Below are 18,761 nucleotides of genomic sequence, written 5' to 3'. Positions count from 1 at the left end.
GCAGATCCATGCGCCTAAGCCGGTTCACCAGGTTCCGGGTGAGCACGTTCGCTCCTTCCTGCATCTTAATTATCATTCGTTTTACCTCGATGTGTTTTGTTGCTCGCGAAAAAAACAATAATTTCGTTTAGATGACCTTCAAAGACCCATCCAAGTTAGCATACATAGATTGTCTCAGGGGGGTAGCTATATTAATGGTCATAATGGTTCACACAGCCCAATCGGTTAGCCAGCCTAATCCTCATATTTTATTGCTGGCCGGATATGGTAGGATAGGTGTTCAATTGTTTTTTCTCCTTTCTGCATACACGCTTTGCCTCTCGATGACAAAGCGGCATGATGGGATTACCATTTTTTATATCAGAAGATACTTCAGGATAGCACCTATATACTATCTGGGTATCCTGCTCTATTTCTTATTGTCCCGATACTCCGGCCTCCCGGTTCTAAGGGGTTTTGGATCTTATACATGCTTTACAACAGTAGCCAATGTTTTTTTATTGCATGGGGCATCTCCGGTGGCCGTAAACGCTGCTGTGCCCGGCGGATGGTCAATTGGTACAGAGGTCTTGTTCTATCTTATGTTCCCTTTCATTTTTATGATTTATTCTAAAATAAAGCACAAGATATTTTACCTCTTAATACCTATCCTTTTTTTTCTTGTAGCCTATGTCACTTCGCGCCTCCATTTCCGGTCGCAGCCAGAAGAAGAAGATTATTATTTCTATTATATCATCAATCAACTTCCCGTCTTTTCAACTGGTATCTCCTTCTTCTTCGCAAAATCCTGGTTTCAGCGCATAAATCCAAAACTATTCTTGCCTATATTTTTTGTTCTCTTTATATTATCATTCCTGTTGTCGGTCAAGTTGACCAGCAGGATCGCGGTATTCCCATTTGTCGCAGCCATCTCCTTCATTTTTCTTGTCCTTGCCTTCGAGAACATTTCCTGGCTGAATAGTAAAATTCTCGCGCGGATAGGACAGCTATCCTATTCCATTTACATCATTCATTTTATATTCGCGTGGTCCTTCGCCTCATACTTGAACTCTGTTTTCCACCTTAGCGCACTTATATCCCTCCTGGCAATTTTTTTTATCGTAACAGCCCTTTCAATAGCGGTTGCCACCTTTACACAACGATTCGTCGAAAACCCTGGGATTGACCTGGGGAAGAGAATCATTCGAGCCAAAAAACTCTGGCGTACCGACGCTCATATAGAAAGGGGGGCTTAGGCAAGTTCTCCGGCAAAATGGTCATCCACAATCTGACACAGAATATGTCCAATCATAATGTGCGCCTCCTGGATCCGCGCAGTTACTTCTGAAGGCGCTTTGATGACAATATCGGCAAGTGCATCCATTGGCGTTATATGCTTGCCTGTCAGCGCAATCGTTTCCAAACCGGCTGCCTTGGCCGCCCTCAAAGCCGCCAGGATATTGCGGGAGTTTCCGCTGGTCGAAATGCCAAGAAACACATCGCCTGAAGATCCCAGCGCTTCCACCTGGCGTGAAAACACTTCATCGAAAGAGAAATCGTTGCCTGCTGCCGTCAATACCGAACTGTCAACCGTGAGTGCTATGGCAGGCAGGGCCCTTCGATTCCTCTTGAATCGAACCACGAATTCCGCAGCAATATGCTGAGCATCCGCCGCACTGCCGCCATTTCCGGCAACCAGGAACTTGCCAGAACCTTCGAAAAGCCGAATGAGGGCGTTCGCAGCGCTGGCGATGTCGGCCTTTATATCCTGGTTCGCTAAAATGGATTGTTTTACCTGGATGCTGGCATTGACTACGTCATCAATTAAGTCGATCATACTGTCGCTAAATGTATTGTTTCACTGAAAGAATGTCGGGATGCAAGAAAGGAGGATCAATGAAGTTTTCCAAAAAAAAACGCTCTTTTGGGCTCCAGCGGCCCCGGGACATAACATACGCCTTTTTGTCCGCCATCATGAACAGGTGCATCAAATAATTATCGAACCCCACATAATGTTTGACTTCCGGGCGTGCGACCAATGCAAAGAGTTCAAAGGGACTGGTCTTCCCTCTCAGGTCTATGTCTACAAAGGGGTAGGTGCGGAAATCCCTTTCCCGGTCTGCCGCACTTCCCGAGTGAATTACCTTTACGTTCGGATGGGCGGCGACAAACTCCAGCATGAATTGTTCCAGCCTGACGAACTTCTCTGAACCCACCCTAAATGCCCCGGAGTTTAAATAGTTGTTGTATAAAACATATTTTCCTCCGTCTTCAAGCACAGCGGAAAAATGGTTGTCCTGGTCGGCCGGCCAGGCCGGGCGCGCATCTACAGGCGCGGGTAAATGAAACAAGGCCTGCAATTTTCCCAATAAATCATTGATCAGCGGTTGCTGTATATCGGCACATGCCGTTTCCACAAGGAAAAGCTTGTGAAGATACTGCCTAAGGCTCAGAAGGAAGTCCGGTTTGGACACAATCAGGTCGTAGGTATTCATATCTCCGTTCGCGTCGATCGCATATCCAAGTGCCTCGAAATACGGCACCATCGCGCGCGTCGGGCGCACTGCAATGGAATAACCGTTATTTCTGAAAAGACGGCAAACGGGTTCAAAGAACAAGTGATCTCCGAGGTGCATAAAGCGGCTGTCGTCAAAATAAAAAAGGATTCGACGCGCGCGCTGCCGCTGGCCACTCATATCATACATGTTAATGTTCACCTTTTTGCCGGCAAATACTCTGATATATAACTTGTTTAGGAGTTTATCGCTTATATACCTTACATCAAGGCGCATACACTTGTTTTGTACGTTTAGGAAATCTTCCAAAAATAACAGATTAGCCCAAGAATTCAAGCACCCGCTTCACCTTTGCGGCCGACGCATTCCAGCTGAATTTTTCCGATTGTCGAAGGCCTTTCTTAACCAGCTCCCTTTGCAGACTCGCGTCTGATAGCACCTGCAGCATGGCGCCGCGAATTGCTTCGACCCTCAGGGGATCCACATAGACTACCGCATCCCCGCAGACCTCTTTAAAAATCGGTATATCCGAAACAATGACGGGGCAACAGTTCGCCATTGCCTCCAGGGGGGGTATTCCGAAGCCCTCATATAACGAGGGGCAAACAAATACAGCCGCGCCTTTGTATAGCAGGCGCAATTCCACATCGGATACGAACCCTAAAAAACGGATATTTCTCTGGCTCACCAGTCCGAGCTTTAGGTTGAAGTTCGAAGCTGTTTTTCCTACCAACACCAGTGTATAGTCGTCCAAAGCCGGGTCTGTAAATGCATTGATCAAACCCTTATGATTTTTTCTTGGGTCCAGCGATGCTACGGCAAGTACATACGCACCGGCTATTGGACCAGCCGTCCCCTCCCCGGCGACCACCTGTCGGGAGACGGCGTTGGGTATGACGGTTATTTTACCCTCAGGCACATCCAGGAACCGGAGAATCTCCCCTTTGGAGAAATTACTAACGGTTAGGATGGCTCTTGCAGACCTGGCGGCCAGCGGTGTGGCCAACCGGTAAAATAATCGGTAGGATCTTGAAAACCAGCGAGGTTCTACAAAAACCGCCAAATCATGTATGGTGACCACCTGGTTCTTGTACCACACAGGGCCAAGCCCGGAAAAATTAACCAGCAGCGGCCGCCCTTCCCGCAACAGAAACCGCAAAAGATCCACCTGTTCCCAAAAATGCGACCGAAGCCGGCCATACCGGACGATCGAAAAGCCATCTGAATTGTCATAAGATAACCACTCTGGCACGACCAACGTAAAGGGGAGGCCTAAAGCCTGCAGCCCACGGCAAATTTCAAGGGAGAACCTTCCAATGCCGTCCTTTTTACCCAGAAATCGTCCGTTAATATAGATCATAGTGTTGAATATATAGCCAGGTACGCCGAGGCAATTTTCCCTGCGTCGTACCGTGCAACGTTTTCGAACCCTGACTCAACCAGTTTTTCCCTATAATGGCTATCATTCATCACCCTTTTATATCCCGCGGTCATGGATGATATGTTCTCCGGATCGACCAGGCAAGCCCCCTGTGCCGCTACTTCCGACATAGGGGCGCGATCCGATGTCACCACGCATCGCCCAACGGCATTACCCTCGATGATGGGCATTCCAAAACCTTCAAATACCGAGCAAAACGAAACTATATCACAGTTATAGTACTCCGATAACATTCCCTCTTCGGACAAGCCGTTTTTTACCGAATAGGGTATACCGCTTTGGTGCAGCAGGCGGAACTGATCGTCCGACAATGTGCCTACGACAACCAGGGTACAGGGTAAGGAAGACAGTGCACGGACAGTATTTTCAAAATTCTTGTTCCAGGCTGCGCCGACTTGAAGTACGACCGGTCTCGACATATTGAAGACCCGGGGTGCCGGTACATAAATTGGATCCACCGCATTATAAATCATTTCTATATCCCCTCGTCCCGTGAGGACCATCAGGTCCTTTCGCGTGTGTTCCGATATACAAACTACCCTGGAAGCCAGGGCCACGGGTATCTTAAACCATATGACCTCCAGTAACCATTTCTTCAACCGGTTTTTACTCCCGTGACAAGCGCTCAGATCGTGAACGGTAAGAACGGACTTGCACCCTATAAGTGCAACCACACAATAATGTATATCACCGGTGATATGGTTAATGCCCTTTCGGTCCCTGTGCCTCCAAACAAAAAGAACATTTTTGACGACACTCCATACATCGGCTCTCCTTGCCGGCACTTCCCTTTCCAGAATAGTAGTCGTTTTGGCAATTTCCCGGGTTACAGTGCCGAATACCTTGGCGATGCTAAAACCGGCTTTCGAATTCCTGTAAAAATATGTAACCTGCATCGCTTATAATTTATCCATTGCATCATATTGATCGTCAACCAGCACCGAGTTATACGGCCTGAAAATATCAACATCGAGGTTTTCCTTGTAAAAATTCATCCCTTTTTGCATCACCAGCCAACAATATATGCAGATGAGGCTAAAAAAAACGCGTTGGGTAATCCCTTTTGCGAAAATGCTCACCAGATAGGGTACCAGGAATATCTCGGCGATATTGTAGTAGATCAATCCCCTTGCCACCACGATCTGCAAAATCGAATTGTTGAAGATGACATATACAACCGTTCCAATAAAGTACAGGTTGAAAACGAAGTTAAACCGGTCATCCATATTCTTAATTCCCTTTCGAAAAAACATAGCCAGGCACACCCAAATACAACGTTTCAACAATCCGAGAAAGGTAGCCAGCATATTCGTCTCCAGGCTATAAGAACTGGAATAAAAATCCAGCTTATCGCCAACAGCGCCTCCGACAAGCACAAGGTTCAACGGCAGCTTATTAAGAATACCTGATAACGATATGGCAACGGCCGCTCCTAACACCCAAATCATCACCTTCGTAGAGATGGGGCGGTTCAGGAAATAGGCGAACACGAACATTATCGCCGTAAGGTGAAACCAAAAGGCAACGAATATGCACAATAGGAATGGCCAAATACGCCGCTCTAAAATGAAACGAAAAGAGAAGACACAGATCGCAAATGAAATATACTCTCTGTTCATGCCCATATAAGTCAGCATGATGCAATAAAAGAGAAAGTAAGAAAGAAGCGGGCTTACAGAATACTTAATGATCGTGTAAGAGACCAGAGAATACACAATGATGGCATGTACGATCAGAAATACCGAATAATTGTCCGTTATTGAACGGATCGCCTTACTCAACAAGACATAACCGGGCTCAAAACCCTCCTCAGTCCGATCCAAACATTCGGAAAAATAGTTATGATAGACCTCCCAGTCAGTGCCCACCCCCCAGCGAAAGCCGTCGTGAAAAATCAACCAGGCAACAACGAAACATATGTATACAAAATAATACTTCCCCGACTTTAGGAAAAGGTCGTAAAAGGCAAAAAGGCCCAACATTGTAAATGTCAACAAATACATTCAGCTGTATAGCTTAAACCTCTTGAAGTAACTTTTGTCGATCAAATAAACATGGTTCTCCATCTTTGAATAAAGCCGCATAAGTCTGACGAGGATAAAGAACCTCGACGGCCCGATACACCTGCATAATATATACAAAAATCTATTGATGATCCGTGCCTTCTTATCAGCGTTAGACACATTGCTGATCGTCGTTTTGTCGGAAACGGCCATTCCGCCCTTAAGCAAGCCGTTTTGGGCTAGAGAATGGTAAAACCCGCCGGAGGCTTCGAAAGGATTGCCTTCCACCCGCCCGTCTTCCAGCAAGCGCCGGAAAAGACGCCGATAGGTTTTTGACACATATTTTCCATCTGAAAAGAAATTATAGCTATACGCAAAGCTGCTATATCGTTTGAAATTGCCTTCTTCTATTGCCTTCCAGTAAGCTGCAAACACCGGGTCCATATCACGGGGGACCTCAAAGTTACTGATGTTCTTTTGGCTTACCTCTCCCCTCGTAAGCGCAGCATAGTCAAACCCCGAAAAATGGACGAAAGTAAGCGGATATGTCACCCGGTCGTCGCGTGTAATCCGGTTCCGAACGAAAAAACAGCCATCAATGGCAAAGATTTCTCTTTCATAAAAATTCCAGGGTGCAAGATTCAATCCCAGGTCATGGGATATACGTACTTTGCCCGGCAACAGCGCTGGCAAAAAATCAATCCATTTTTGGTCAGTAAAATAACTTTCCATTTTGTCCTGGTAACACCGATCCTTCAGCCTGACTTGCCACCAGCGCAAAAATCTTTCAGATATCGGGCTGCGACCCAAACCGATAAAACCCAGGTTATACATGCCGGAAAATAGCAGTTTTTGCTCCGGCAATGTTCCGGCGTAGTCCACCTCCATTGTCGTGATGTGTGGCGTAAGAAGGACGGGATATTCCGCCAATGGCAAGTAAATGCTGTTTAATGTTGCGAAGACCAATATATCGGGATCGAAATAAACAATAGCATCCATGGGATACTTTTCGAATAGATAGTCGAAACACCATGGTTTTATCGCCGTACAAAATTCGGTAATTTCATATTTAAAGCACATCCGATACCATTCATCCTTTGCTATGTCCAATACGTCTTTCGCCACCAACACGTTGCCGGGCAATTCTTCCGTAGCATCACCGGGGCCGAATTCATCTGCGACAAAAATAAAAAAGTCGGTTTCAGGCGAGTGTTTCCTGATCGATTGCTCTAAAGTTTGAGCCAGACCTATGTAATTTTTCGCGCAAATAGTAAAAGCTGCCTGCTTCATGAAAATGTCAAATTAATAGTCGTTCAATCGTATCCAGGAATCAGGGTAAACATCACTAGTGGTGTCGCTGTTTAGAAACCGGCCCGGCGAAATAACGATCTTTTCAGGGTTTTCATTGAGCCATGCAGCCCACCAGCTAAAGGTGCTGTTTGCTATGATGTTGTGCTTGCAAATTGACATGAGGTACATATCCTTCCAGGATTCGCCACCGGCATTACCGGTAACATAGGTGGCATTTTCCACCGGAAGGTTCTCTCGCACCCAGTCGGCATCGTTTGAAAAAATAAAAAACCTGGGAGACCGGACGCTTCCCTTTATCCGGTCGATGGCCTTCTCATAATAATCCAGGGTGCAAACTTCTCCAAACAATTTGAGGTTTGCGGGGCTCAGGTAGTCGCCCCGCCGGATATGGATGGAAACACTGTTCCCCTCTCCGATGTCCTGGATATATTCCCCATTGTCCGGATCTGTAGGTACTTTGAATGTAAATGCCTTCTTGATCTCTTCCCTTACCTCGGGGAAATACTGTTCAGAATGCCAGCCGCCATAGTAAAACCTAACACCCCTGGAAGGTATTAAAAATTCGTGCTTAAAACTATAGTCGAAATTCTCCTTGACGATCTCCATGCCCATCCGGTTAAGGATCCGCCCGAGTGGCCGGGTGATCCAGCCGATTTTCTCGGTAAGGAGGATTCTGAACAACGCATAAATGCGACGAGGGGATTTCGTCCCCCGGAGATCGACGTCAAATACCTTAGTCAGCTCAAATCCATTATGGTCACTGCAAAACAAAAGAATCTTTGAGGAGTCCTCTGTTCTCCGTTTTTGAAGATAAAACGCATATTGGGACATCTGGTTGCCAAGACCGTTAAATAATACGACAACATCCATATCAATCCCGGTTTCTGATAAACTTCGCGGGATTTCCACCCCAAATCTGATTGTCCGGTATATCCCTGGCGACAACGGATCCTGCTGCAACAACTACGTTTGATCCGATGGTTACACCTTTTAGTATAATCGAGTCCATACCTATAAAAACGTTATCCCCAATCTTTACGGGTGCACTGTTCATATTTTTATCATCTTCGGCGGTATGCCAATGGGCCGAATTCAGAGAGTGGAAATCTGTATCAACGATGGTTACACCGCCCCCAATCAGAATATTGTCCCCGATCGTGATTGACTTTGACACAATGATAGCGGCACTGCTCATTCCCACGTGCCGTCCGATCGACAGGGATGCCCCCTCTGCCACCAACAACTTGCACCGGTTGGGCTTTCCCAGGGTCGCATACCGGGCGCAATTCACCATCCGAAAACCGTCACCCAGTACACAGCACGCACCGGGATGAATGTCGAGCAGGGGCACGCCTAAAGAAACGAACTCACCTCTTTCCACCCGGTTCAAATAGAAAATGGCCGCTGTCAATAGACAGCTCCATCGAAGGTATACGGCCCTGCGTACCCGTCCGGCAAACCGATATAACGATATCAGTATCATTTAATTTTTAATATCCTGCTCATCTTAATAGTCATAGCATTTACAAATATCTTCGGAAATTTAAGGGCGGTTTTCCACCTCAATCTTAACGCCACGTACATCTGGATATTGGGTTGATAGTGGTTTTCTACCTCCAAATGAAGGTCTGAGAAAGCCTCATAGTCCACATATTCTTTCCTTCCTACCCGTTTACTGACGTTATTCTCTAGTAAATATCGAAGCTCATCGTTAAATACCAACGGGGGAATGACGCATCGTTTCAAATGATCACCCTCCTCCCTCCGGTAGGTTTCATCGTCGCACAGCCGCTTGCCCCTTGCATAAAAACCCTCCAGGGAAGTATCGGTTATATGTGCTTGATCCTGGTGGCAAACCAACCCCTCGATCATATTTATCCCAAGCTTGGGGTCGGTATACGCCAGGATGGCCTTGCCACTTACTGCCGCATACTGGGACATCAGCCCTCCGCAAATAGGGTATGTACCCAGATAAAAATCGCAAGTCTGAAAAACCCCGTCTATATCACCCCGGTTGCCCAGCAGAATTACACGATCTACCAACCCGTTTTCTTTTATATACCGCTTTAACTTCGAGCCGTTGCCAGCCCCTGCATACAACACCACGGCTTGAGGATTTTCGCTTAGCAGCCGCCTAACCATATCGAAATATAATCCCTTTTCCCCGTAGATCTTGTAGAATGATCCCCCTGAAAATACTTTTACCGCATCTTCCGGGATCCGAGCGGGAAAACCCTTGAACGCCGCCCCGTTTGAGATGGGATAATACGGCAGCATCAACAGTTGGCTCTTTTTTAACCCTCGTTGTTCCAGGGATACGGTATATCCATAGTCCCGGAATTCTATGCAATAGTCGATGCATGAAGCCCCCAGCCAAAACGCATGATCAGTGGCATTAATATTGTACCGGTCCACCCCTTTCAATAAATTACACACCATCACAGCCACCGCATCCCAGGGCAAAATATGCATTATATATTTTCGGGGGCGGTATTCCCTTATAAAGTCCGCGATAGCCCTGGTCTTATGGATATCCGAGTTGCCCTTTTCAAAGGTAATCACCGTCGCCTTGGGGTAGTCCCGGATTTCTCCTAAAATCGTTTTTATGCGACCCAGATCGGCGTCTTCATATACATATGCAAACTCAGCCCCAGCCGCGATCAATGCCCGTATATATTGCTGGGTCAGCCCGTGATTGTCACTTCCGTCCGTATCTATGAAGACCAGTCTATCTCCCGGAGTATCCGCTTCCACACGGATATCGCCCCCGCAGACGACCTGCGCGATGTCTCTCAGCAGCCCATCCAGTTCGGGATCGGTATAAAAGAAATTCGAATGATAGGCGATACGGCTACACGCCGACACCCATTCAATGGCCTTATCATGATCGCCACTTTCAAAAGAAGCATGGGCCGATTTTTTGAAATGGTCGTATACGCGTATAATATCCTCTTTTCCGAGATTCCTCATTTCGCAAATATTAAGCGCCGGAAAATGACTAACATCACCAGCAGATAAATAAAATAATTCGCCGCAAAGGCGATGGTTATACCACTGAGCTTGAAATAATCGACACACAGGTAACCCAGCAGTACATAACCGGCGCTGAACATGACCTCCGTCAGTATGTAAATCCGGGTCATGGACTTGGCGAGCATCAAAAAGGCTAGTACGTATGCAGTAATCTTGAAAAAATCCCCCAGTAATTGCCAGAAGAACAGGGTTTCCATGGGCAGAAAAGCCTTTGTAAACAACACTCTTACGATGATATACCGCAAAAAATAGATTACCATGCAGCTCGCCAGTACGACGGGTACAATGATTTTATACCCAAAAAAAATTTCGTGCCGCAACTCCTCCCGACTGTGAAGCCCTGACAATTTGGGCAGGTAGTAGGTCAGCAAGGACGTCGTGATCAACAGCAAATACCCATCCGAGATGCGCATCATTGCTTGCCAGTAACCCGCGCTGTCAATTCCCAGCTTTGAGATCACCATATTCCTAAGAAATATTTGGGACAAAGGACCAGTGATCGAACTCACGAGTGTCATCAGGCTGTACTTCGAAAGCTTTATGGCCATCCCTTTGTCAAAAACACGGTTGAAGTAGGACCAGGAGAACCAGTCGCTTTTGACGATCATGCCGACCGTAACAAAAAACACGATCGACTGAGACAAGACTAGCGCATAAAGGGCGCCCTCTATCTTGAAGAAATACACCAGACTGACGGTAAACAGTAATGCTACAAGGCTCCCCACCGTATTGACGACAGTATAAGTGCTGATTTGCTTTCTGCCATTTAAAATGGAGATTAATAAGGTATTGAGCGAGTACAGGATAATGGTTACACCCAGAACACGAACGGGATTCACATAGACCCGACCGTCGAAAATCCATTTCGCACACCAAGGTGCCGTCAACAACAAGACCGATCCGAACACCGCTGAACAATAGACACTTATCTTCAGGGAGGTGCTGAAAAGCTGTTTTAACCTGTTTTCATCCCCTTCATATTCCGCCGTATACTTGACAACACCTGTATTGATGGCCCCGTTGGCAAAAGTCAGTACAATAGTAATAAAATTGTTAAATTGACCGATGAGGGCAACACCTGACGGCCCCGTAAACAAGGCAACTATTTTCCCGGCTACAAAACCAGAAGCCGTTCTGATAAAAGTAATGATGGCGGAAAAAATAGTTGTCTTAACAAGTTTCACTTCAATAATTATTCAATACATCGATAATATAAGAGACCTCTTCGTCCTTTAGCACCGGGCTCATGGGTAGGCTCAGCACCTCCCGGTGAATTTGCTCGCTAATCGGAAAGATTAATCCTTGCAGTTCGCGGTAAGCCTCCTGGCGGTGGGGCGGGATCGGATAGTGAATGACTGTCTGAATCCCCTTGGCCTTCAAATATTCCTGCAAACCATCCCTATCTTCCGACCTGATGACAAACAGATGCCAGACATGGGTACCTTCGCCCCCTGGTTCTGGTATTACGATCTTTGGGTTTTTTATCCCCTCGATATACCGCCGTGCCACTGCCTTTCGGCGTTTGTTCTGTTCATCCAGATTTTTCAACTTGACGCTCAAAAGAGCCGCTTGCAATTCATCCAGTCTGCTGTTGACGCCTTTATACAGGTTCCGATATTTTACGTGGGAACCATAGTTTAACAACGCTCGAATACATCCCGCCAATGCATCGTCCCCGGTGGTCACCAATCCGGCATCGCCCAGTGCACCCAAGTTCTTTCCAGGGTAAAAACTGAACCCCGCTGCATCCCCAAGTTGGCCGGCGCGCCTCCCATCCGAAAGTTGGGCGCCTTGAGACTGGGCGCAATCTTCTATTACCTTCAGGTTATACTTCCCGGCAATCGCCATAATGGGTTCCATATCGCAAAGCCGGCCATATAAATGAACAGGCAGTATAGCCCTGGTCCTCGGGGTGATGGCCGCCTCGATCAGCCGAGGGTCGATATTATACGACAAAATATCCGGTTCCACCAATACAGGCGTCAGATCGTTGGCGGAAACGGAAAGGATACTGGCTATATAGGTATTGGCCGGGACAATAATCTCGTCTCCGTCCGCGAAAATTCCCAGCTCTTTATAAGCCTTAATGATCAGGGTAAGAGCGTCCAGGCCATTTGCTACACCAATAGCATGTTTGACACCGCAGAAGGCCGCAAATTCCTCCTCGAATGATTTTAGCTCGCTGCCCATGATGAGCCAGCCGGAATCGAGGACCCGATCGAAGGCTACCCTCAATTCTTCGCGGTATTGCGCATTGATACCCTTTATATCCAAAAAGTATATCATTCCTTTACAAGCTTTTCTCCTTCTAATCTGTATTGTACCCCGGTCTTATTGTCCACCAGTTTCATATCCAGCAGCACCGAGTCCCCGGTAATATAGCCCCTATGCCTGGCCGGGTTCCCGTACCACACGGTATAGGGAGGCACGTCCCTGGTCACCACGCTCCCGGCGCCGACCAGCGCAAACCGTCCTATGGTCACCCCCACAAGGATCGTGGCATTGGCCCCGATCGATGCGTGCGATTGCAATGTGGTCTTTTCATATTTCCCCAAGTACACTTTTGAGCGAGGCACGGGGTCGTTGGTAAAAGTCACATTGGGTCCGATGAAGACATTCTCTTCCACCCTGAGGCCATCCCATAGTTGAACACCCGATTTTACAGTCACATTGTCTCCGATCACCACGTCATTCTCGATAAAACAATGACAATTCACATTGCAGTTAGCGCCAATCACTGCGCCTTGTAGTACGACAGAAAACTGCCAAATGCTGGTATTCTCGCCGATATGACTGGTATGAACGTCTGAAAGCGGATGAATCATTTTGGCGGGTTTATGTAACTCAAATATTCTTGATAATCCCTTATATAATCAGACTCATCGTAATAGTTAGAAGCCAGCACAAGACATATAGACCCTGATGAGAAATTAATCTCTGAGGCCCATATACCCGGCGGAATGTGCAAACCGATATAAGGCCTGTTCAACTGAACCGTCCGCCTGGTCTTGCTGTCGTCCAGCAAAACCTCGAAGCTGCCGCTGGTGGCGATCAGAAATTGGTGACATGCCTTGTGTGAATGAGCCCCCCTGGATTCTCCTCCCGGAATGTCATACAAATAAAAAACCCTTTTTATGGCAAAAGGAATCTCTATATCATTGTGAACAGGTGTGATATTCCCCGCCCGGTTTTTGATTTTCGGCAGCTCATAAATAGAGCAATCGTACACACTAGGATTCCTGGGATGCATTATTCAACATTAAAAATTGAGAATAATCGCGCTGATAGTCATGCTCGCTATACACCGTCGAAGCCACGATAAAAGCGAGGGAATTGGTAGAAAAATTCTCCATCGATCTCCAGATTCCTTTGGGTATGTACAACCCGTAGTATGATCGGTTCAGGCTTATCCTTTGTTTATTGCGCCCATCGTCGATCAGTACGTCAAAACTACCGGACAGCGCTACAATGAATTCTTCCGTAGTTATGTACGCATGTCCGCCCCGCTGTTCCCCGCCAGGAACGTCGTAAATCCAGTAAGACCGCTTTATTTCGAACGGGATATGCTTATTGGCTTCCAAAAACGAAAGGTTGCCCCGTTCATCAAAAACCTTTGGCAGATTTATAAGTTGAACATTAGATATTTGCACTGGATTTCATCATTTCTTTGAACGAATTGGCGACCAACAAAACGATAGCGCAAAGAATCCCCGCTATCAACCCGCCCAGGATAATACCCTTTAATTTTCCAAACTTCATCCTGACCAAGGGCGTCCTTGGCTCATCTATAATTTGATACAGCGGCATTTCTTTCTGAAGCGTAATCTTGGCGATTTCAAGGTTTCTTATGACTTCCCCATACGCAGTGCCCAGCACTTGGGACTGAATCTGATGTTGCTGCACAGGCGCACGTTGTACCTGTAATGCGGGGTTCAGGTTGAAGGTATTGTCAACCTTGTTAGCCGTGCTGTAGATCGCTCCCTCTAATTTAATCCTCAGGCTGTCTGCCTCGTGCTGTAACATGTCCAAATTGGCCTTGGCGGTTGCTGTTTTTGTCTCAATATATAAATGAGCCGCTTCCTCTACGAGATAGCGGGTCAGGTATATGGAAATATCCTCGTCCGGCGTAGTCGCGCTGACCAAATAAAAGCTCAGCTTTTTGTCGGGCTTTGATATATCGAGGTAATTCTTCATGATATAACCGTGAAGGACGGAGATCAAGCTATCTTGAATGGGCACCGTCGTGTCTGCCGAAAAAGGGATCAGTCCGGAGACACGTTCATTTTGCATCCAGCGTCTGAATAAACCCGATTTTTCGCCAATCAGGTTGATCAGCAGCGTCCCCCTGGGTGGAACGGTTTTGAAAATAGCGCCCCGAATAATCCGCTCGGATTTTAACAATTGGGTGATATTCTCCCCCTCGAAGGCGCCGCTGTTCTCCCCCTCCGAACCGATATCAATGCCGAATTGACCCGCAATACTGCTCAGCCCACCGGCCCGGCTCTCGTTGGACAATACAAAAGTCAGCGCCCCTGTATACGTCGGTTGCTTCAAAAACGCATACGCCAAGCCGATCCCTCCACCCGCAATGCCGGCAATCAACAGGATCAACCATTTCGACACCAGGTAACGAACCCACTCTCCAACCCTCAGGATGATTTCCTTTAACGATATTTCATTTTTACCCACGGACATTTCCAGTTAACGTTTCGTCATTTCAGAACCGTGATCATCAGCGCCGCCACCGTGGCTACCGCAGTTACGATCCCCACGATGGAAGTCGTATCGAGGCCTTTACGTTCTTTTCTGGCTGGCACAAATATCTCCGAACCAGGCTTCACCCTGGGATAATGATTGAAGAACAATATTTTGGTGGTGCTGGACACTTCCCCATTCGGATATACAACATAGCTCCTTCGCCGAAGGGCTTTGGGTGTAAATCCGCCCCCTTGACCTATAAAATCCTTAAACCTAAACCGTTTGTCAAAGCGCACTTGTTTCGGATAAAATATTTCACCATAAAGGGTGACGGTTTCCAACTTCTTGGGAACTTCTATGATGTCCTGCTCTTCCAGCAAAAGGTCATACTTGGATCCCGGCGACTGGAGGGCCTTGTCCAGGTTGATGCCCACCAGTTGAACATTGGCCGTTTCATTTTTTGCCCTTAATACTTTTGCTAATTCTGCCGAATCATTTCCCTTGTTTGCATCCCGGAATACGTCGAGTTTGTTCTGCTCGAAAATGGCGGTCGCACCGTCCTGGTTGCCCTGTCTTAACAACAACGCGCCCTCGGAAAAAGCGACAGGTTTCAGTCCACCGGCTTTGCGGATCAGGTTGCTCAACCGCTCATTCCTTGAATCGATGACGTAGGAACCGGGATAGGTGACCTCACCTTCCACCGACACGATGATCTGTTCGTGATAACCAGGGGCGTGACGCACCATAATACGGTCAAAGGGCTCCACCGAAAATGAAGCGGCTGCGGGGTTTTCGCTCATGTCGCTTTGGATTGAAAAGCGCTGCACGATGGCCAGGTTGGTGTCCGCGGGGCTATATTGCTGGGAGCGGATGCGCCGGCCGACCTCGATCTGATTGAGGGAAGCTGCGTCCTTCAATCCACCGGCCAGCAAAATCACATCTCCTAGACGCATGCTGTCGGCATAGGGTATGGTGTCGGGGTGATTCACTTCCCCTGCTACGATGACATAGTAGGGTTCCCTGATCTTAAACTTAGAATAGATAAATATGCTGTCCTCCCTTTGAAGGGGGACGGATACTGTGCCCGACTCCACATCTCGTACATTAAAATTCAATATCTCCGGAGAATAGTCGGCCCTCAGCCTTTTAATAAGCCCCCTACTCATAAATGCATCCTCCTTCAGCCCGGCGGCCTTGGAGATCAGGTCTTTCGCCGTCATACCAGGTTCCAGGGCAAAAGGCCCGGGATGAAACACCGAACCGCTGATAACTACCCTGTTGGAGAACCGGTTGAGGATGGAATCCACATAAAAAATATCCCCGGAGCGCAACGAATAAGCCCGTGCGGAATCCGCAGGCACGGTAAGGATTTCCCGTTCTTGGTCGTTGATTCGGACGGCCCGGATAAAGCCTTTGTAGGCATTGGCGGTATACCCTCCGGCATAGGTAATCATATCCCCCAATGTTTCCCCCGGCTTGGCTTCGAAAATCGCGGGGTGTTTTACCTCCCCGGACAACTCTACCCGGACCTGGTAGGGATTGACCTTGATAATATCCTGCTCCCTGAGCAACACATTATTCGCCAATGTACCGTGAACGAGGAAATCGTACAGATCAAAGGTAACGATGGGTTTCCCGCCCCGAATCACCTGAATGTCGCGGAATGAACCGTTGACGTTGGGGCCCCCCGATACATACAGGGCGTTGGCTACAGTGGCCAGGGAAGGGAGCGTATAGGTCCCTGGTCGCATAATCTCACCGATGACGATGACCCGGATACTCCGGATATTACCAAGCAATAACTGGACGTGTGTGTTCCCGGAGGCAATCCCCGGATAGATGGTTTCCAGACGGTGTGTAAGACGATCCCGCGCTTCGTCAATGGTCAATCCGCTGACCACCACCGGACCGATGTTGGGGACGTTGATATTGCCTTCAGGAGTGACGGTCAAACGGCTGCTTTTTTCAGAATAACCAAAGATGTCCAGGGTCAATTGGTCCCCCGGGCCTATGACATAATTCCCCGGAGTGGCGATATTCAGGTTGGGTTCAAAAGTGAGGTTGGCGTTAGAAAAAAGACTCGCGCCGAATATCCGGGCGCGGATGGCCTCGTGCTTTTGGTTTTCGAGTATTTTGAGGGAATCATCCGGCGTCCTGGGCACGTATCCATATTTTCGGCTATAAATGGCTTCGCCGGCCTGGATGTTATCCCCTTGCGGCTGTCCATTCCCCTGACTTATCTGGGCCAACCGGTCCCTCAATTTGGCCGCCTGATCAGCAGGCATACCCTTGGCCTGGGCTTGTTGTACTATGTCGTCCACACTCAACCCATTCTGCTGGGCTTTTTCCCAAAGTTGCTGGATCTGCTGGTCGCTAAGCTCGTCGACGTTTTGGGTGGCGATATTTATATTAGAGGGAAGCTGTTGCGCGTGAAGCCGGACCGAACTGATGCACATGCCTATGAAAAACAATGCAATACAACGTCGTATATCGGTTTTAAGAAGATGGTACATCTATAGGTTTAACTGTTTCAGAAATTACGCAAATATAAGCCCATCTTGGACATTATAGCTGTTATCTGTTTAATACCGAATATATATTATATATATTTGACATATATCGCTCTATCGTGAAATGCTCCCGGACCGATTGAATACAATTCTTACGCATTTTATCGCCCAACCCGCGTTCTGTAAGTAACCATTTCATTTTTTCGGATAGCTCCACAGAACCCCCCTCGTAGAAAAGGCCGTTATGATGGTCAACAATGATCTCTCTGGTCCCCCCGGCATTATAGCCGATGACCGGAATACCGTAACTCATCGCTTCAATGGTAACCCGTCCCAATGCCTCGTTGTGGGAACACATGAGGAGCACATCGATTTTTTCATAAATCGAGGACATGTCTTCTACAAAACCGGTGAATTGAATATCCGCCCCCAGCCCAGTATCACTGACAAATCCTTTTAGCAATTTCATGTAGTCATAGTCTTGGCCATCACCGACGACCAGCAGACGCGTATTCTTGAAATCCATGCGAACCAGTGCAAACGCCTCCAGTGCCTCCAGAATGTTCTTGGGGGCCACGACCCCACCGACGATGGCGAACGTCGTTTTGCCATTCACGATCTTCTGGCGACTTTCCAGGTAAGACAGGTGTTTTTCAAAAACCACGCCGTTATATACGACCTGTTCAAACGGCAACTTTACACTGCTGACCCTTTTATCGCGGACCGCCTTACTGACACTCACCACAGCAGATGCGCGCTTTAACCAAAATTCGAAATATTTCCTTCCAAAATTATACTGGAGACCGTAGTCATCCCAGGCAAACTCCCTGATATGCCATATATGATCCACGCGTAGAAAAAAGGCGAAATAAGCGCCGATAAATGTCACCGAAGAATTGGTGTGGATCATGGTTTTCCCCTTGCCTTTGATGGTCCAAAAGTGACGAAATACCAACCCCCAGTTATACAAAAATTTATAAAGGTCTCCTATGGTGTGGAGCTTCCTTTTCCAACTGGCGTCAAATATCTCGTTGAAGAACGGCAGGACAATGCATTTAACATTTAACCCCCTTGCTTTTTGCAAAACGGGGCCTTCCTCGGGCGCTACCAACACCAGCTCCATATCCTTCTCCCTGGACAGGCCTTCCAACAGGTTCAATAAAGACCTGTTTGCCCCGTAAAGGGAAGTATAGTGCGTGAAGTAGACACTTCTGAGCCTGGGGGTCGTGTCCATTTTGCGATTCATACGAAGAAAAGGTTTAAGCAGGAA

Annotated in this window: 17 protein-coding genes and 2 pseudogenes; 1 reads left to right on the top strand and 18 read right to left on the bottom strand. The window is 47.5% G+C overall.

Features of this window, described 5'->3' with window-relative positions:
• Window positions 1-131: 131 nt before the first annotated feature.
• Window positions 132-1,235: an acyltransferase family protein gene (locus EDB95_RS05360; protein ID WP_133991320.1), complete on the top strand. Its 1,104-nt coding sequence runs from the start codon at window positions 132-134 to the stop codon at window positions 1,233-1,235.
• Here EDB95_RS05360 and EDB95_RS05355 read toward each other — a convergent pair.
• The 18 genes and pseudogenes from EDB95_RS05355 to EDB95_RS05275 form a co-directional block, all read right to left on the bottom strand.
• Window positions 1,232-1,816, bottom strand: coding sequence for a D-sedoheptulose-7-phosphate isomerase (locus EDB95_RS05355; protein WP_133991318.1), 585 nt, complete (start codon window positions 1,814-1,816; stop codon window positions 1,232-1,234). The two genes, EDB95_RS05360 and EDB95_RS05355, sit on opposite strands and share 4 nt — an antisense overlap.
• 7 nt (window positions 1,817-1,823) lie before the next feature.
• Window positions 1,824-2,771 (bottom strand): hypothetical protein, encoded by a 948-nt coding sequence (locus EDB95_RS05350; protein ID WP_133991316.1) that lies wholly within the window; start codon window positions 2,769-2,771, stop codon window positions 1,824-1,826.
• A 43-nt stretch (window positions 2,772-2,814) separates the two neighbouring features.
• The gene (locus EDB95_RS05345; protein WP_133991314.1) at window positions 2,815-3,855 is read right to left on the bottom strand and encodes a glycosyltransferase family 4 protein; all 1,041 of its coding nucleotides are present in this window, start codon (window positions 3,853-3,855) and stop codon (window positions 2,815-2,817) included.
• Entirely contained in the window at window positions 3,852-4,832 is a 981-nt protein-coding gene (locus EDB95_RS05340; RefSeq protein ID WP_133991312.1) for a glycosyltransferase, read from the bottom strand. Before EDB95_RS05340 ends, EDB95_RS05345 begins: the two co-directional genes overlap by 4 nt.
• Before the next feature lie 3 nt (window positions 4,833-4,835).
• Window positions 4,836-5,918, bottom strand: a complete 1,083-nt coding sequence (locus EDB95_RS05335) for an EpsG family protein (protein ID WP_246073676.1) — start codon at window positions 5,916-5,918, stop codon at window positions 4,836-4,838.
• Between the two features lie 21 nt (window positions 5,919-5,939).
• Window positions 5,940-7,229: a hypothetical protein gene (locus tag EDB95_RS05330; RefSeq protein ID WP_133991308.1), complete on the bottom strand. Its 1,290-nt coding sequence runs from the start codon at window positions 7,227-7,229 to the stop codon at window positions 5,940-5,942.
• Between the two features lie 12 nt (window positions 7,230-7,241).
• On the bottom strand, window positions 7,242-8,120 hold the full coding sequence (locus EDB95_RS27680; protein ID WP_133991306.1) for an alpha-1,2-fucosyltransferase: 879 nt from the start codon (window positions 8,118-8,120) through the stop codon (window positions 7,242-7,244).
• 1 nt (window position 8,121) lies between these two features.
• Window positions 8,122-8,304, bottom strand: a complete 183-nt coding sequence (locus tag EDB95_RS27675; RefSeq protein WP_262710533.1) for an acyltransferase — start codon at window positions 8,302-8,304, stop codon at window positions 8,122-8,124.
• Window positions 8,305-8,729: 425 nt separating this feature from the next.
• A complete protein-coding gene (locus EDB95_RS05315) occupies window positions 8,730-10,220 on the bottom strand; it encodes a glycosyltransferase family protein (RefSeq protein WP_133991302.1) in 1,491 nt (496 codons plus the stop codon).
• Window positions 10,217-11,467, bottom strand: coding sequence for an O-antigen translocase (locus EDB95_RS05310; RefSeq protein WP_133991300.1), 1,251 nt, complete (start codon window positions 11,465-11,467; stop codon window positions 10,217-10,219). The genes EDB95_RS05315 and EDB95_RS05310 overlap by 4 nt, the downstream gene beginning before the upstream one ends.
• Before the next feature lies 1 nt (window position 11,468).
• Complete coding sequence (locus EDB95_RS05305) at window positions 11,469-12,569, bottom strand: DegT/DnrJ/EryC1/StrS family aminotransferase (protein WP_133991298.1); 1,101 nt, start codon at window positions 12,567-12,569, stop codon at window positions 11,469-11,471.
• 110 nt (window positions 12,570-12,679) lie between these two features.
• Window positions 12,680-12,793, bottom strand: a pseudogene (locus tag EDB95_RS27980) (acyltransferase); the annotation flags it as partial.
• Between the two features lie 87 nt (window positions 12,794-12,880).
• Window positions 12,881-13,108: pseudogene (locus tag EDB95_RS27975) on the bottom strand (hypothetical protein); the annotation flags it as partial.
• Window positions 13,105-13,533: a sugar 3,4-ketoisomerase gene (locus EDB95_RS05295; RefSeq protein ID WP_133991294.1), complete on the bottom strand. Its 429-nt coding sequence runs from the start codon at window positions 13,531-13,533 to the stop codon at window positions 13,105-13,107. The gene EDB95_RS05295 and the pseudogene EDB95_RS27975, both read right to left, overlap by 4 nt.
• Complete coding sequence (locus EDB95_RS05290) at window positions 13,514-13,933, bottom strand: sugar 3,4-ketoisomerase (RefSeq protein ID WP_133991293.1); 420 nt, start codon at window positions 13,931-13,933, stop codon at window positions 13,514-13,516. Before EDB95_RS05290 ends, EDB95_RS05295 begins: the two co-directional genes overlap by 20 nt.
• Window positions 13,920-14,978: a lipopolysaccharide biosynthesis protein gene (locus tag EDB95_RS05285; protein WP_133991291.1), complete on the bottom strand. Its 1,059-nt coding sequence runs from the start codon at window positions 14,976-14,978 to the stop codon at window positions 13,920-13,922. The genes EDB95_RS05290 and EDB95_RS05285 overlap by 14 nt, the downstream gene beginning before the upstream one ends.
• A 17-nt stretch (window positions 14,979-14,995) precedes the next feature.
• On the bottom strand, window positions 14,996-17,437 hold the full coding sequence (locus EDB95_RS05280) for an SLBB domain-containing protein (protein WP_162852487.1): 2,442 nt from the start codon (window positions 17,435-17,437) through the stop codon (window positions 14,996-14,998).
• Window positions 17,438-17,555: 118 nt separating this feature from the next.
• Window positions 17,556-18,737, bottom strand: a complete 1,182-nt coding sequence (locus tag EDB95_RS05275) for a glycosyltransferase family 4 protein (RefSeq protein WP_133991287.1) — start codon at window positions 18,735-18,737, stop codon at window positions 17,556-17,558.
• Window positions 18,738-18,761 lie beyond the last annotated feature (24 nt).

Source organism: Dinghuibacter silviterrae (assembly GCF_004366355.1).
Classification (GTDB): domain Bacteria; phylum Bacteroidota; class Bacteroidia; order Chitinophagales; family Chitinophagaceae; genus Dinghuibacter; species Dinghuibacter silviterrae.
Note: the sequence above shows the minus strand (reverse complement) of the source record. Positions and strands in the feature narration are given on the sequence as shown.